The 13089-nt window shown below is 54.2% G+C and carries 15 protein-coding genes, 2 tRNA genes and 1 other annotated feature; of the genes, 8 read left to right on the forward strand and 9 right to left on the reverse strand.

Translation table 11 applies throughout. The features are described from left to right. The first annotated feature begins 7 nt into the window (after positions 1 to 7). The gene (locus tag AC0TOF_RS12975; protein ID WP_473768551.1) at positions 8 to 685 is read left to right on the forward strand and encodes a helix-turn-helix domain-containing protein; all 678 of its coding nucleotides are present in this window, start codon (positions 8 to 10) and stop codon (positions 683 to 685) included. A gap of 103 nt (positions 686 to 788) precedes the next feature. Here AC0TOF_RS12975 and AC0TOF_RS12980 read toward each other — a convergent pair whose 3' ends face one another. Next, positions 789 to 1070 carry a hypothetical protein gene (locus tag AC0TOF_RS12980; protein WP_473768552.1) on the reverse strand — a complete coding sequence of 94 codons (282 nt, stop codon included), beginning with the start codon at positions 1068 to 1070 and terminating at the stop codon, positions 789 to 791. 168 nt (positions 1071 to 1238) lie between these two features. Here AC0TOF_RS12980 and AC0TOF_RS12985 point away from each other — a divergent pair. The 4 genes from AC0TOF_RS12985 (at position 1239) to AC0TOF_RS13000 (ending at position 2872) form a co-directional block, all read left to right on the forward strand. Then, positions 1239 to 1313 (forward strand) — tRNA-Asn (locus tag AC0TOF_RS12985). Positions 1314 to 1388: 75 nt separating this feature from the next. Then, positions 1389 to 1625 carry a hypothetical protein gene (locus AC0TOF_RS12990; protein WP_473768553.1) on the forward strand — a complete coding sequence of 79 codons (237 nt, stop codon included), beginning with the start codon at positions 1389 to 1391 and terminating at the stop codon, positions 1623 to 1625. A 166-nt stretch (positions 1626 to 1791) separates the two neighbouring features. Next, positions 1792 to 1907: a sequence feature (AL1L pseudoknot), on the reverse strand. 144 nt (positions 1908 to 2051) lie between these two features. Then, positions 2052 to 2492 (forward strand): hypothetical protein, encoded by a 441-nt coding sequence (locus AC0TOF_RS12995; RefSeq protein ID WP_473768554.1) that lies wholly within the window; start codon positions 2052 to 2054, stop codon positions 2490 to 2492. Between the two features lie 101 nt (positions 2493 to 2593). Next, positions 2594 to 2872: a hypothetical protein gene (locus tag AC0TOF_RS13000; protein ID WP_473768555.1), complete on the forward strand. Its 279-nt coding sequence runs from the start codon at positions 2594 to 2596 to the stop codon at positions 2870 to 2872. 347 nt (positions 2873 to 3219) lie between these two features. On the opposite strand, the gene AC0TOF_RS13005 is transcribed toward AC0TOF_RS13000, so the two are convergent. Beyond that, positions 3220 to 3293, reverse strand: a tRNA-Cys gene (locus tag AC0TOF_RS13005). A 131-nt stretch (positions 3294 to 3424) separates the two neighbouring features. Further along, positions 3425 to 4762: a DNA polymerase IV gene (locus tag AC0TOF_RS13010; protein WP_473768556.1), complete on the reverse strand. Its 1338-nt coding sequence runs from the start codon at positions 4760 to 4762 to the stop codon at positions 3425 to 3427. Positions 4763 to 5114: 352 nt separating this feature from the next. Here AC0TOF_RS13010 and rnk point away from each other — a divergent pair, with 352 nt between their 5' ends. After that, positions 5115 to 5543, forward strand: coding sequence for a nucleoside diphosphate kinase regulator (rnk, locus tag AC0TOF_RS13015; protein ID WP_473768557.1), 429 nt, complete (start codon positions 5115 to 5117; stop codon positions 5541 to 5543). Between the two features lie 55 nt (positions 5544 to 5598). On the opposite strand, the gene AC0TOF_RS13020 is transcribed toward rnk, so the two are convergent. After that, the gene (locus AC0TOF_RS13020) at positions 5599 to 5886 is read right to left on the reverse strand and encodes a DUF3572 domain-containing protein (protein ID WP_473768558.1); all 288 of its coding nucleotides are present in this window, start codon (positions 5884 to 5886) and stop codon (positions 5599 to 5601) included. A gap of 215 nt (positions 5887 to 6101) precedes the next feature. Here AC0TOF_RS13020 and AC0TOF_RS13025 point away from each other — a divergent pair, with 215 nt between their 5' ends. Further along, the gene (locus AC0TOF_RS13025; protein ID WP_122001779.1) at positions 6102 to 6473 is read left to right on the forward strand and encodes a response regulator; all 372 of its coding nucleotides are present in this window, start codon (positions 6102 to 6104) and stop codon (positions 6471 to 6473) included. Between the two features lie 23 nt (positions 6474 to 6496). After that, positions 6497 to 7882 (forward strand): PleD family two-component system response regulator, encoded by a 1386-nt coding sequence (locus AC0TOF_RS13030; protein WP_473768559.1) that lies wholly within the window; start codon positions 6497 to 6499, stop codon positions 7880 to 7882. 87 nt (positions 7883 to 7969) lie between these two features. Here AC0TOF_RS13030 and rpmG read toward each other — a convergent pair whose 3' ends face one another. The 5 genes from rpmG to rnr form a co-directional block, all read right to left on the reverse strand. Next, entirely contained in the window at positions 7970 to 8137 is a 168-nt protein-coding gene (gene rpmG, locus AC0TOF_RS13035) for a 50S ribosomal protein L33 (protein WP_002966024.1), read from the reverse strand. Positions 8138 to 8297: 160 nt separating this feature from the next. Then, positions 8298 to 9440, reverse strand: coding sequence for an MFS transporter (locus tag AC0TOF_RS13040; protein ID WP_473768619.1), 1143 nt, complete (start codon positions 9438 to 9440; stop codon positions 8298 to 8300). Positions 9441 to 9514: 74 nt separating this feature from the next. Further along, complete coding sequence (locus AC0TOF_RS13045) at positions 9515 to 10246, reverse strand: NUDIX hydrolase (protein ID WP_473768560.1); 732 nt, start codon at positions 10244 to 10246, stop codon at positions 9515 to 9517. Between the two features lie 17 nt (positions 10247 to 10263). Continuing rightward, entirely contained in the window at positions 10264 to 10725 is a 462-nt protein-coding gene (locus tag AC0TOF_RS13050; protein ID WP_473768561.1) for a DUF983 domain-containing protein, read from the reverse strand. After that, on the reverse strand, positions 10725 to 13088 hold the full coding sequence (gene rnr / locus AC0TOF_RS13055) for a ribonuclease R (protein ID WP_473768562.1): 2364 nt from the start codon (positions 13086 to 13088) through the stop codon (positions 10725 to 10727). Before rnr ends, AC0TOF_RS13050 begins: the two co-directional genes overlap by 1 nt. Position 13089 lies beyond the last annotated feature (1 nt).

Raw genomic sequence — 13089 nt, forward strand, 5'->3', positions numbered from 1 at the left:
TTTTCCTGTGCAGGCACACGAAAACTCCAGTTGCCCGGCCGGAACCGTTTTCATCATCGCGGATTCTATGGAGTTAGCCATCGACTGGCCCGAACCAACAGAAATACTAATCGGGCAGTTTAATGGAGGTGGGCTTCGGGATATGCATCTCCAGAATCCATTAATTCGTGAAATCAATGCCACTGAAAGCGTTGTTAAATTCGTATGCAAAGAGTGTTTGCCCATATCAAGCATGATCTGGGACGAAATCTGCTTGCAGGCAGAGCAGGACGAACCTTATCTCAGGGCTCTTGGGTTGGTCCTCATGCATACGATAGCTCGCAGTGCGCTAGATGATCGCGTTGTTGCTGACACTAAAATCGGGCTTAGCAAATCAGCGTGCCGTCAGATAGAAACATACCTCACTCAAAACTTTCATAAGTCTCTTTCGGTCCCTGACATGGCTGCGGTGGTAGGAATTTCAGCGGGCCACTTTTCGACGTGTTTCCGAAATAGTATCGGACAGACGCCGCATCAGTATCTGCTTGGGCTACGACTTGATGAGGCAGAGCGACTGCTTAGAAAGACATCGATGTCGATAAGAGAAATTGCAAGCCATTTGAATTTTTCCAGTCAGAGTCATTTGACGACTGCTTTGCGAAAACACCGACAGCTGACTCCAGGTGAACTGCGTAATAGACTTTAGATGACACCTTGCGGCTATCTACCTTGCGTTTGCCTCGTCTTGGCGTGGTGTTCATGAGTCCTGTCATTTGAGCGTCCGCAATATCCGGGCTAGGGCAAACCGATCACTCAGGGTTGTTGATTGGCTTGCGCCTCAGCCATTTGCGCCAGATATGAATTTCACTTTTACGGCGCCAGCGACGCACGCGATGAGAATCGTGAGACAGGACGATGAGTCCGAGTGGGAGCATCCAGAAACCGAGAATCGGAAGAAAACCCAATGATCCACCGACAACGAGCGTGCCGCCAAGCATACGACGCATCAGGACCGATTGGGGCATTGGGATTCGTCGGCCAAGAATCACAATGGCTTTTTTAGGGGGCATTTCGGCATATCGCTCAGTCACGGAGGCATCTCTAAGGCTGATAAGTTGCTATTCACAGATGGAAAACACCCCGGAGCATATAGGGTTTCCAGGGCATAATGCAAAAAGATGAAAAAAAATGGATTTAGCCCTTTGCAAACGTGAAATCCTTTTGCTATACGCCACCTCGCTGACGCAACGAGCACCTGTTCCCCGGTAGCTCAGCGGTAGAGCAACCGGCTGTTAACCGGTTGGTCGCTGGTTCGAATCCGGCCCGGGGAGCCACTTCCATTCGGAAAGTGCTTATTTCTCAATGTTTTCAATGCCTAAGGTTACCTTCCAGTACACGGGAAGGTACACATGGGTCTTACCTTGAAGTACGTACAGAAGACTCCTGCCGGGACGTTTCGATATCGTCGGTGGGTTCCTGATGACCTGAAAGCCGTTATTGGCAAGAGAGAACTGACTGAGTTTCTGGGGGATACGCAGAAGCAGGCAGTGACGTATTACGCCCATGGCCAATTTGAGAAGGTCCTCAAAGACGCTTTGCTGAAGGCGATGGGGCGCCACAGAAGTATTCAAGAAAGAGCTTTCTAATCTGGAAATCTAGCAGGGTCTCAGGACTCGTTTGCGCAAAAATGGGTTTTGATCCTCCTTGGCAGGGTATGGTCCTCACGATCCGGACAGCAATGGCTTCTTGCGAGTTAGCATGACAACTAATTTAGCTCGTCGGAATGAAACCGGCTAATCTCATAATAGGGGATGGAGCAATCAGTAGCCGTCTGCAGATCGCCTCGACCCCGAGCAGCGAAGGGGATTCGTCGATGAAGGTAACCACCGCTTCAGCGGGTAGTCGAGTTCCGCATGGCAAAATACGCGAGGCTTTTTTCACAAGGTAGGGCCTCCGGCAAACTTAGCGCGGCTCAACGCCTTCCACTAAAAAGCGTCTGAGCAAGTGCTGCATTTGCGCTGAGTTCCACTCATCGGTATAAGGTCGGACCTTATATTGTTCAGGAGTAATTTATGCGCTTGGTGTCCAGTTTTATTGCTATGAATCTAACTTTGGTTGCCGCATCTCCGGCTCTCGCTGGTGCGAAAGAAGACGCTCTGGCGCTTCATAAGGCTGTCGTTTCTGGGATGATGACTTATATCGAACTGGGCGAGAATTCAGATGGGCGTTCCAGGGAGCTGGGCATCGCCATGGAGGAAAAGGTGACGAATCCTGTTGCGCGTGCTCAGTCTGACTGGCGACAAGCCGCAGACGCGAATGAAAGCTCCGCTGGGTATCGGGCATACGAAAGTTGTGCCGTCGCTGCCGGTTCCCTCATGAAGGTTTCGCAGACGATATCCGAGTACGTTAAAAGCGACAACACTGATGAACCTGACTATGATCCCTTGTTGGTGACGTTCTCCGAGGATTTGACCAAATGTGAAAAGGAACTCGGAGTTCCCATGACTTTCTAGACATAGTGGTTCAATATGCGTTCCAACCGCTTCAGGGTAAGGAACATTTTCACTCCGAATTCCGTTGAAACCACTATTGGTCCAACTGTCGGAGTGAGGAAATGAAACGTTCAGTCCTTGTGGCGTTATTGTTAAGCTTTTCGAGTTTGGCTTTCGCGCAGGAATCGGGAATGCCGACACAATCAGGCACACAGGAACCCGAAGTGCCGGGCAATCCGCCGCCGGCACCGGGGCAGCAGCCGTCTGAAACTGACAGCGTTCATGTTCCTAAGCCCTCGGAATCGCAGAAACAGGACCGGGTTCAAAAATCCAAAAAGGATGCATGTGCTCCGGGACAGGACGCAAGGAAGTGCATTGAACAGCAGCGCGGTCGTAAATAGCGCTCGTGTTTATGCGGTGGTCTGCCCCCTGAAAAGTGAGTTCGCTGCGCTCTCTAGCCCGAACCCGTCATCATATCTTGGGAACAGGTGTGCGACCGCATTCATTGTTCTGCTCCATTGAAGCAGACACACGCGCCACCAAGCATGCCTGTTAGGTTATCGGGCCGCCTTCCGAGATTCTTATCCTGTTCGCGTCAAACATGTTGCGTTCCATGTCACATGGATTCGTCTGACTTTTTTGTACGTTGTAATTTATGGGAATTAGCTTGCAGCAAAATGTTACAAGGCTAGCCGCGCGAGTATCAACGCGAATTTTTACAGCCAATTGATTTTATTGATAGAAATATTGGAGGCCTCGCCCGGAATCGAACCGGGGTGCAAGGATTTGCAGTCCTCTGCGTAACCACTCCGCCACGAGGCCTTCCGTAAAGCTACTGCCAAATCACTTGGCAGCGCCTTGGCTCGTTCCAATATTGATACAGACTGTTCTCGTCAAGCCGTTAGCGGCAAATGTAGAAAATTTCTGCATAGGTTTCCTCACGCTTTGTAAATTCATTGCTGATCGTCCCGATCTGGCGGCATCTGGGGGCGTGCGAGATTGCCTTTTGAGAAGGTATAACCAGTTTCTACAACGCCAAGCCCAAATTTGTTTCTCAGCCGGTCAACGGCATTTTCGGCGACGGCGCGTTTGGTGGCTTGAGCGTCTACGAGATCGGGAGGATCAGCGCGATCGCTTGAAGAAAGTTCGCTAACCCCGATTCCAAGCAGACGAAATCGCGTTCCATCCAATTCCTTTTCAAGGAGTTGCAATCCATGTCGAAAGATTCTGTCTGCGAGCTGGGTTGGATCGGAAAGCTGGCGATTGCGCGTACGCGACTTGAAGTCATGTGTTTTCAGCTTCAGAACGACAGTGAGCCCGGCTATTTCACTTGCTTTCAGTCGTCGCGAGACTTTTTCGGAGAGTGCGCGAAGAATCGGCACGAGATCGCGAGCTTCCGAGAGGTCTTTATTGAAGGTTGTCTCTGCGGAGACGCTTTTCATATCGTGATCCGGCTCAACCTTGCGGCTGTCCTGTCCACGGGACAGGCGGTAGAGACGCTGTCCCATGGTGCCATAGGCCTTCATAAGCGCAGTTTCTTCCATCGTCTGCAATTGGCCAATAGACCGGATGCCGTCGCTTTCCAGCTTGGCTGCAAAGGCTTTGCCGACCCCCCATATCGTGCTGACGGATCGATCCCGCAAGAAAGCCAATGCCTCCGCTTCGCCAATAACCGAGAAGCCGCGGGGCTTTTCGATATCTGATGCAACCTTGGCCAGAAATTTGCAGTAGGATAGCCCTATCGAGGCAGAGATGCCGATTTCGTCTTCCACCCGCTTGGTGAAGCGGGCGAGAACAATGGCAGGCGGCGCTTTATGCAAACGCTCAGTGCCGCTGAGATCCAGAAAAGCTTCGTCAATGGACAAAGGTTCGACGAGTGGTGTCAGGTCACGCATCATCTGCCGCACTTCGCGGCCAACACGAACATATTTTTCCATGTTCGGCTTGATGACGACCGCATTCGGACACAGTTCAAGCGCCTTGAACATGGGCATTGCAGATCGCACGCCGTGAATACGGGCGAGATAGCAAGCGGTGGACACGACACCTCGCTTTCCACCGCCGATGATGAGTGGCTTGTCCCGGAGTTCCGGATTATCCCGCTTTTCAACCGAGGCGTAAAACGCGTCGCAATCAATGTGAGCGAGGGAGAGTTTATAAAGCTCCTTATGGCGAAGAAGCCGCGGGCTGCCGCATGCATGGCAGCGCCTGACGGTGTCAGATTTCTGCGGCGCGAGGCAATCGCGGCATACACCTTTTTCCGGACTGTTGGGTGCGATGGTGTCAGCCATGAGGACGAACCGTCTGATGAACATAAAAGGAACATCCTTTTATAGCATCGAAAGCCCGAAGTGCCATGGGGATATATGACCTGCGGGGTCTTACACTTGACATTGCCGGGAATATCACCAAGTTTAGCAGCATGAACAGCCATTTTGCATCCATACTCCATCGGGTTCATCCGATCACGGGATAGCTACCCTCGAGTTCTGCCTAGCGCAGGGGAACTCCGGGGGGATGGTTCGCCGCTTTTTAAAAAAAAGCGGAATTAAGATAAGCGCTTTCACCAAAAATCAATCTGAACAGTTTCGTGCCGGAACGGCGCGGAGTTTTATTACCTTTCAACAGCAGTGAGCACTCGCCATGAGCGGAAAGAATCGCAAGAAGCCCAATATTGTCGTCAGCGAAGTCGACTATGAACGCCTGATGGGGTTGGCCAACAATGTTTCGGAGCGTCTGGAAGAGATCGCCGAGGAACTGATGGCCGAGCTTGACCGTGCAAAAGTCGTGCCTGCGAAGCGCTTGCCGCAGGATATGATTCGCATGGGCTCCACTGTGGAGTTTCGCTCCAAAGACGGGCAGGATCGCCGGGTAACGCTCGTATATCCAGGCGAAGCGGATATTGCGCAGGGCAAGATTTCGATTCTCACGCCCATCGGTACTGCGCTGATCGGTCTCGCCCCGGGCCAGTCGATTTCCTGGACGGCGCGCGATGGCAAGCAGCACGAATTGAACGTTATATCGGTTTCGAACGAAGTTGAAGTTGCTACGGCAACTCCCGCTGCTGAATAACCAACAAGAAAGCCCGGCTTGGCCGGGCTTTGCCGTGGGGTTTTGGACCCTGCTTCTAAAGATGCTGGTTCTGCCCGCCCGGCAGGCAGGACAGGGCTTTCTCGATTGTGGACGGATCGCGGCCTGCATCCTCGCAATAGCGCAGCAATGTCGGTTCGTGGGCCAGGAAAAATTGCAGGACGCCGGCGAGAAAGCCGGGTTCGCGAGCTGCCTGACGGATCGACGTAGCCTCTATGCCTGTCAGAGCGAGAAAGCGAGGCAGCAGATCCTTGTCTTGCGCCAGCCACGCCAACGCTTCAATGGCGATCGCTTCCGCATCCGCCTGGCTCATCAGCGTTTTCATGTGGTTTCTCCGCTTTTTCGGTTGCTTCGCCGAATGTGTAACGGTCGCTCTGCCGAGGAACAACGGAATTATTTGCCTTTCATCAATGAAATGAGGTTAAACTATTTGCAGTCTGAAAGGTGGGGGCTTTCTGGGGGTGTATCTCAGTCCATTAGTCGATAAAGAGATCGAGCAAATGCCAGGCTGCTGTAGGGAATAAGACCAAGGAATAGTCGATGCCGAAAAGCGTGATGATTGTCGAAGACAACGAACTCAATATGAAGTTGTTTCGCGATCTTATCGAATCCAGCGGATACGAGACCATTCGGACAAGAAACGGACTTGAGGCGCTAGACCTTGCGCGTGAGCATCGCCCCGATCTGATTCTCATGGACATTCAGCTTCCCGAAGTGTCAGGGCTGGAAGTCACGAAATGGCTGAAGGATGATGATGAGCTTCGGCATATTCCGGTTATCGCCGTAACGGCATTTGCCATGAAGGGCGACGAGGAACGTATTCGGCAGGGCGGCTGTGAGGCCTATATATCCAAGCCAATATCCGTGCCCCGCTTTATAGAAACAATAAAATCCTATTTGGGCGACGCTTAGCGAAGATTGGGGCGAGGGGCATCATGACTGCACGAATTCTCGTCGTTGACGATGTGGATTCCAATGTAAAGCTCCTCGAGGCGAGGCTCCTCTCCGAATATTATGAGGTCGTAACGGCCTATAGTGGGCCTGAAGCCATAGAAATTTGTCTGGGTGGCCAGATCGACGTTGTCCTGCTCGACATATTGATGCCGGATATGGACGGTTTTGAAGTATGTCGCCGCTTAAAGGACGATCCTCGTACAGCGAATATTCCTGTCGTCATGGTAACGTCGCTCAATGGCGCCGAGGACAAGATTCGGGGTCTCGAAGCTGGCGCCGACGACTTCCTTTCCAAACCTGTCAGTGATCTTCAGCTTATATCGCGTGTAAAGAGCCTGGCTCGCCTGAAATTGGTCTCTGACGAGCTTTTTCAACGAACAGGTACAGTCGCGGATGCTGAAGTGGAAACGCTCCTGGCGAGCAAGATGGGCGGGAATTATGTCGATAAGGATGAAGTAGCCCGGATTCTCGTCGTTGATGAGGATGAACTCGCCGCGGCGCGCCTTCGCCTCATTCTGGGCGAGGTTTATCGCGTCGACGTAGCCAGTGACGCCAATACGGCTCTGATACGTGCGATCGATACCGATTACGATAGCATCGTTGTTTCAGCCAATTTCACTTATTATGATCCGTTGCGTCTGTGCTCGCAGTTACGAACCATAGAGCGCACACGGCTGGTGCCGATCATTCTCGTCGTTCGGGAGGACGAGGGGGCGCTTGTGGTGCGTGCGCTGGAATTGGGTGTAAACGACTATCTCATGCGTCCGCTGGAAAAGCTGGAGTTGTTTGCGCGCCTGCGGACCCAGATCAAGCGGAAGTGCTATAACGATCTTTTGCGGCAAAGCCTCAATCGCACCATCACCATGGCGGTGACGGACAGTTTGACGGGGCTGCATAACCGGCGTTACCTCGATATGCATATGCCCGTCCTACTGACACGAGCGATGGGGCGCGAGCGGCCGTTGTCTGTTATTATGCTCGATTTCGATCACTTCAAATGCGTCAACGATCAATATGGGCATGATGCGGGTGATGATGTTCTTCGCGAGTTTGCAGCACGGCTGCGAAAGAATATTCGCGCTATGGATCTTATGTGCCGCTATGGCGGGGAGGAGTTCGTTCTGGTGCTTCCAGACAGCGATGTGGAGGCCGCAAGGGCTGTCGCAGAGCGGATACGAACTGCCGTGTCGAAAACACCCTTTGCTGTTACCAATGGCAAGCACAAGGTTAATCTGACAATCAGCATGGGCATTGCAGGGCTGAGGCTGATGGGGGACAGCGCCGAGGCACTTTTTTCCCGGACGGATGCCGCGCTCTATCAGGCAAAGAAAGATGGCCGCAACCGCATCGTCTCCTCAGCCGCCTGAGGGGTGAAAGGCGAAGAAAACAAAAAGCCGTCTCGAGGGAGACGGCTTTTGATTTCAATCGTCTTGTCGATGACGACTGGAAACGAATTACTTGATCTTCGTTTCCTTGAACTCGACGTGCTTGCGCGCAATCGGGTCGTACTTGGTCTTTGTCATCTTTTCCGTCATCGTGCGGCTGTTCTTCTTCGTTACGTAGAAGAAGCCGGTGTCAGCGGTCGACAAAAGCTTGATCTTGATCGTCGTAGCCTTGGCCATATCGAATTACCTGCTCTGTATCTTTGCCGGAGCATGATCTTGCCGAAAACCGGTTCCCAATCTTCGGGATCATGCTCAATGGATGGAAACCTCCAGCGATTCCGGTAATCTCATCCGGCAGCGGAAATTTGGCGCGACACTACGTATTGGCGGCGAAAAGTCAAGCCCGCTTCTTCCGCAAAAGCAGCCTTCCTGCTGCAAAGAGCGCATATGCTGCAAAAAACACACCGAGAGTAGCCGGGAATCCTTTCGGTCCGAGCATATCCATGCCGACGCCGACGGCCTGCGGCCCGGCAAGCATGCCGATGGCGTAGCAGAACACAAAGGCAGCATTGGCGGACGCAAGCTCACGCCCGGTCAGTTCCGAACCAAGATGTGCAAGGCCGATCGTATAGAGCCCTGCGACCACGCCGCCCCAAAGGAACAGGATGCCAGCCATGAGATACCAGTGCTGCATGAGGTAGGGCAGAGCGATCATGCCGATCAGGCCGGTGGTGGCACAGAATAGCAGAAGCTTGCGGCGGTCCGAAATACGATCACTGACAATGCCTAATGGGATCTGCATCAGGACATTGCCAAGGCCGATCATCGTAAGCAGCAGGGCTGCATCGGCTTCGGGATAACCGATACGCGCACCGAAGACCGGAAAAAGGGCAAAGCCGCCGGTTTCCACTGCACCAAAAACGAAGACCGCCATCGTTGCGGTTGGCACAGCGAAAATAAAAGGAAGGAAAGGGACGTGTTCGCCTTCCTCAAAGTCAGGGCTATCCCGCCATGCAAATGCAACCGGTATGAGGGCGATCATGATGATGACGAAGCCGACATAAAAAGGCAGCCCGCCGGTACTTCCGATTTTCGAGAACAGCCACGGCCCGAGCGCAAAACCCAGAGAAAGGGATGTGGAATAGATTCCAAGCACCAGTCCACGCTTTTCCGGCGGTGCAGAGGCATTGATCCAGTATTCTGAGAGCACGAAAAGCACGGTCAGCGCGAAATGCAGGACGATGCGGAGCGCAAACCATGCCCACAGCGGCTGAAAGAAGTGGAAGCCGAGAAAGGCGGCACTTCCAATCAGGAGCATGAGGAAGATCGCTTTGACTACACCCAGGCGTGCAGCGATTGGCGCCGCAAGAGGAGCTGCAACGATGGATGCGAGTCCTGCGACAGCCGTATTCGCACCGATCAGGCTTGCGGAGTGGCCGCGGCTTTCAAGAAGAACGCTCAACAGGGGGATGCCCAGGCCAATCGCTGCGCCGACCGCACTGATTGTGGCTATGGCGGCGGCGAGCGAGCGCCAATGCATCTGGCCCTCTGCCGGCCCGCCATCTGGTTCTTGCGGGACAAGATCGGCGGGTTGGATTTCTTTATTCATCGGGTTCAGATCACTTCGCGCACAAAGCGGCCATGCCGCTTGCAATATTGCACCACCGGCAAGGTGGCGGGCAGTTCAGCTTCGGTATCCATCAGAAGCACGCGGGCTTCTTTCAGGATAGCCTGAGTAATACGGGCAACATCCAGTCTATCGATTTGATTGATGGAAACCCAGTCCAGATCTTCCAGCTCACCACTGGGAACGAGTGGCTGCTGGTCCAGTTCCGGTATATGATCGCGAAAGGCGATAAAAAAGCGGGTATCGAAACGGCGAACATTGTCCGGTGGTGTTACGGCACGTGCAAAATAACGCAGGCTATGCAGTGCTGGTGCCAGGCCAGTGTCGAGGAATGCAGACCAGTCATGGTGCGCGGGCGAAGCAATCGGCGTTAAAGCTGATTGCCCGATGCGAAGCCCCGTTTCTTCGAAGGTTTCACGGATAGCGCAAAGACCGAGCGCACGGGCGCGGCGCGGTGATGCTCGAGACCCCATGCCTGCAAGCAGTTTGACAATATCGGTATCGTTCAGTTCAGTCGAAGCAGCGATGACGCCGTCCACGGGATCGGCCCGTCCGCCAGGAAAAACATATTTTCCCGGCATGAAAGCAAGACTGGCATGGCGCCTGCCCATGAGAATCCGCGGACTGCTGCCGGACCTGTCAACAAGTAGCAGCGAAGCGGCGTCACGCGGTCGCAAAGCTCGCGCAGCTTTGGTTGGCGGGATTGGAGGCTGAAACATGACAATCACGCCGACATTCAGGTTACGTCGCCATATTCACCTTCGCCCTTGCCTCCGAACCCGTGCATGTAAAGCGCCCATTGCAGGCCGATCGTCGCGCCCTTGATCGGTTGCAAAAGGAGCAGAGACATGATGACGGTCAAGGGCCCCCAGATAGCCATATGTGCCCACAGAGGAAGATTGGTTGTTGCTTCGACGCCCATGAAAGCGCCTACAACCACGTGGCCTACGATCAGAATAGTGAGATAGGCAGGAAGGTCGTCGGCTCGCTGCTCTGTGTAGTCTTCACCACAGACAGAACATTCTGCTACCGGTTTCACAAACGCTCGGAACAACTTTCCTTCGCCGCAATGTGGGCAGCGTCCGCGAAAACCGCGCCACATGGCTTCCCCCAAAGGGCGCTTCTGATGGGAAACCTTGGAATTGTCACCGCCGAAAACCTGTACATTTTGTGCGGAATTGGCCTCTAGCGTGCTCATCAGCGACCTCTTCTCTTCTGACGCGGAATGCCCGCGGGTTTGCCTCTTCGCCCACGCATCGTTCGACTTGCCTTATGATGCGAACGGGTCGACATTGGCAGAGGATGCGGTTCCGAAACCATCTCAAAACGAAGCGCGCCCGCTACGGGGAGCGCTTCCACGAGCCGAACCGTCACTGTATCACCGAGCCGGAAGCCTTTACCGCTCCGTTCACCGGCTATCGCGTGGTTCGCTTCATCATATAAATAGTATTCATGACCCAAAGTTGAAATGGGTACCAGCCCATCCGCGCCATATGTCGCAAGGTTCACGAAAAGACCCGCCCGCGTGACCCCTGTGACACGTCCCTCATATTCGTCGCCAAGATGGGCCGCCAGAAAATGGGCAATCAGACGGTCTACCGTTTCACGCTCGGCCAGCATGGCGCGGCGCTCGGTCGAGGAGATGAGTGCAGAGATTTCCTCAAGCTGCGCTTCCTCATCCGTAGTCAGTCCATCGCTTCCAAGGCTCAGTGCCTTTATCAAAGCGCGATGGACGATGAGATCGGCGTAACGCCGGATGGGCGATGTGAAATGTGCATAGCGATGCAGATGCAAGCCGAAATGCCCGATATTGTCAGGGCTGTATTCCGCCTGGCTTTGCGTGCGCAGCACGACCTGATTGACCAGTTCCTGATGGTCAGAGCCTTCCACGGCTTCAAGGATTCGGTTGAACTGTGCTGGCTGGAGTTCGGCGCCCTTGGCGAGGCTAAGATCGAGCGTGCGCAGGAATTCCCGCAGGGTTTCCTGCTTGGCAAGCGCCGGCGCATCATGAATACGGAAAATCAGGGGCTGTCGGCGCGCTTCCAGTGTTTCCGCGGCAGCGACGTTCGCCTGGATCATGAACTCTTCGATGAGCTTGTGTGCATCAAGCCGTTCCGGAACGATTACCTTGTCTACCTTGCCGTCTGGCGTAAGCAGGATTTTCTTTTCCGGCAGGTCGAGTTCCAATGGCTCACGCGCGTCACGCCCCCGCTTCAACACGGCATAGGCGTTCCATAGCGGTTTCAAGATGCTGTCGAGAATGGGCGCGGTCTTGTCATCTGGCGCACCGTCGATCGCGGCCTGCGCCTGCGCATAGGCAAGCTTCGCCGCCGATTTCATCATGATGCGATGGAATTTGTGCGATTTCTTGCGTCCGTCAGCCGCAAAAACCATGCGCACCGCAAGGGCAGGGCGATCTTCCAATTCACGCAGGGAACAGAGATTATTGGAAATCCGCTCGGGCAGCATCGGCACGACGCGATCCGGGAAATAGACCGAGTTACCCCGTTTCTGGGCTTCTCTATCCAATGCGGAATCAGGGCGGACATAGGCGGCAACGTCAGCAATCGCAACGATGACGATGTGGCCGCCCGGGTTTGCGGGGTCTTTGTCCGGCTCCGCGTAAACCGCGTCGTCATGATCCTTGGCATCAGCCGGATCGATGGTCAGCAAGGGAACCTCGCGCCAGTCTTCGCGGCCTTCCATCGTAGCTGCTTTGGCGGCTTCTGCTTCGCTCAGTGCTTCAGCCGGAAAGACATGCGGAATTTCATGCTCGTGAATGGCAATCATCGACAGGGCTTTCTCGCTGTCGATCGAACCCACCACCTGTCGTACCTTGCCACGCGGCAAGCCCTGGCGACGCGAGGAAATCAGGTCCACTTCCACGAGGTCTCCGGGTTCGGCATTTTCCAGATGTCCGGGATCGAGCTGTACTTCCGGCTGCTTTCGGTTTACCGGATCAAGCCGCCATTCACCATTGCCAAGCTTGCGTACAATGCCCAACACCGCATTCGTGCGGTGTTCGAGACGCTTCATGACGCGGGCGGTGTAATCCGGTCCGTCGCGATCTTCATTGCGGAATATTTTTGCCAGAACACGATCGCCGACGCCGACCGCCGGACCACCTTCGGAGGACTTGTTCAGCCGAGTGCGGCGGATCAGGACGACAGGCGGTTTGCCATAATTGGCTTCATCCCATTCCGACGGGCGCCCGAGCAGGCCGCCATCTTCGTCCCGTCCGGTAATATCAAGCACGGTCACGGCAGGCAGCGCGCCGGGGCGGGACAATCTGCGCGCACGTTTTTCAACAAGGCCTTCGTCAGAAAGCTCACGCAGAAGGTCTTTCAGATAGACCCGCGCATCGCCCTTGATGTTGAAAGCTTTTGCCAGTTCACGCTTGCCTGCGCGATCAGGGTTTTCCTCGATATATTTGAGAACCTCTTCACGCGTTGGCAGAAACGCATTGGGGTCGCTACTGCCATCGGCAGATTTTGCTTTGGCTGCACGCCGTTCGGTCCGCGCGGACCGACCGGTATCGGGTTTGGAAAAACGGCGTGCCAAT

This window comes from Ochrobactrum sp. PL_is501 (genome assembly GCF_055816895.1).

Excerpts from the sequence above, each read along its gene's own strand:
- AC0TOF_RS12990 (WP_473768553.1), top strand. The coding sequence starts at position 1,389 with ATGGGTCTTACCTTGAAGTACGTACAGAAGACTCCTGCCGGGACGTTT.
- AC0TOF_RS12995 (WP_473768554.1), top strand. The coding sequence starts at position 2,052 with ATGCGCTTGGTGTCCAGTTTTATTGCTATGAATCTAACTTTGGTTGCC.
- AC0TOF_RS13000 (WP_473768555.1), top strand. The coding sequence starts at position 2,594 with ATGAAACGTTCAGTCCTTGTGGCGTTATTGTTAAGCTTTTCGAGTTTG.
- AC0TOF_RS13010 (WP_473768556.1), bottom strand. The coding sequence starts at position 4,762 with ATGGCTGACACCATCGCACCCAACAGTCCGGAAAAAGGTGTATGCCGC.
- rnk (WP_473768557.1), top strand. The coding sequence starts at position 5,115 with ATGAGCGGAAAGAATCGCAAGAAGCCCAATATTGTCGTCAGCGAAGTC.
- AC0TOF_RS13020 (WP_473768558.1), bottom strand. The coding sequence starts at position 5,886 with ATGAAAACGCTGATGAGCCAGGCGGATGCGGAAGCGATCGCCATTGAA.
- AC0TOF_RS13025 (WP_122001779.1), top strand. The coding sequence starts at position 6,102 with ATGCCGAAAAGCGTGATGATTGTCGAAGACAACGAACTCAATATGAAG.
- AC0TOF_RS13030 (WP_473768559.1), top strand. The coding sequence starts at position 6,497 with ATGACTGCACGAATTCTCGTCGTTGACGATGTGGATTCCAATGTAAAG.
- rpmG (WP_002966024.1), bottom strand. The coding sequence starts at position 8,137 with ATGGCCAAGGCTACGACGATCAAGATCAAGCTTTTGTCGACCGCTGAC.
- AC0TOF_RS13040 (WP_473768619.1), bottom strand. The coding sequence starts at position 9,440 with ATGCATTGGCGCTCGCTCGCCGCCGCCATAGCCACAATCAGTGCGGTC.
- AC0TOF_RS13045 (WP_473768560.1), bottom strand. The coding sequence starts at position 10,246 with ATGTTTCAGCCTCCAATCCCGCCAACCAAAGCTGCGCGAGCTTTGCGA.
- AC0TOF_RS13050 (WP_473768561.1), bottom strand. The coding sequence starts at position 10,725 with ATGAGCACGCTAGAGGCCAATTCCGCACAAAATGTACAGGTTTTCGGC.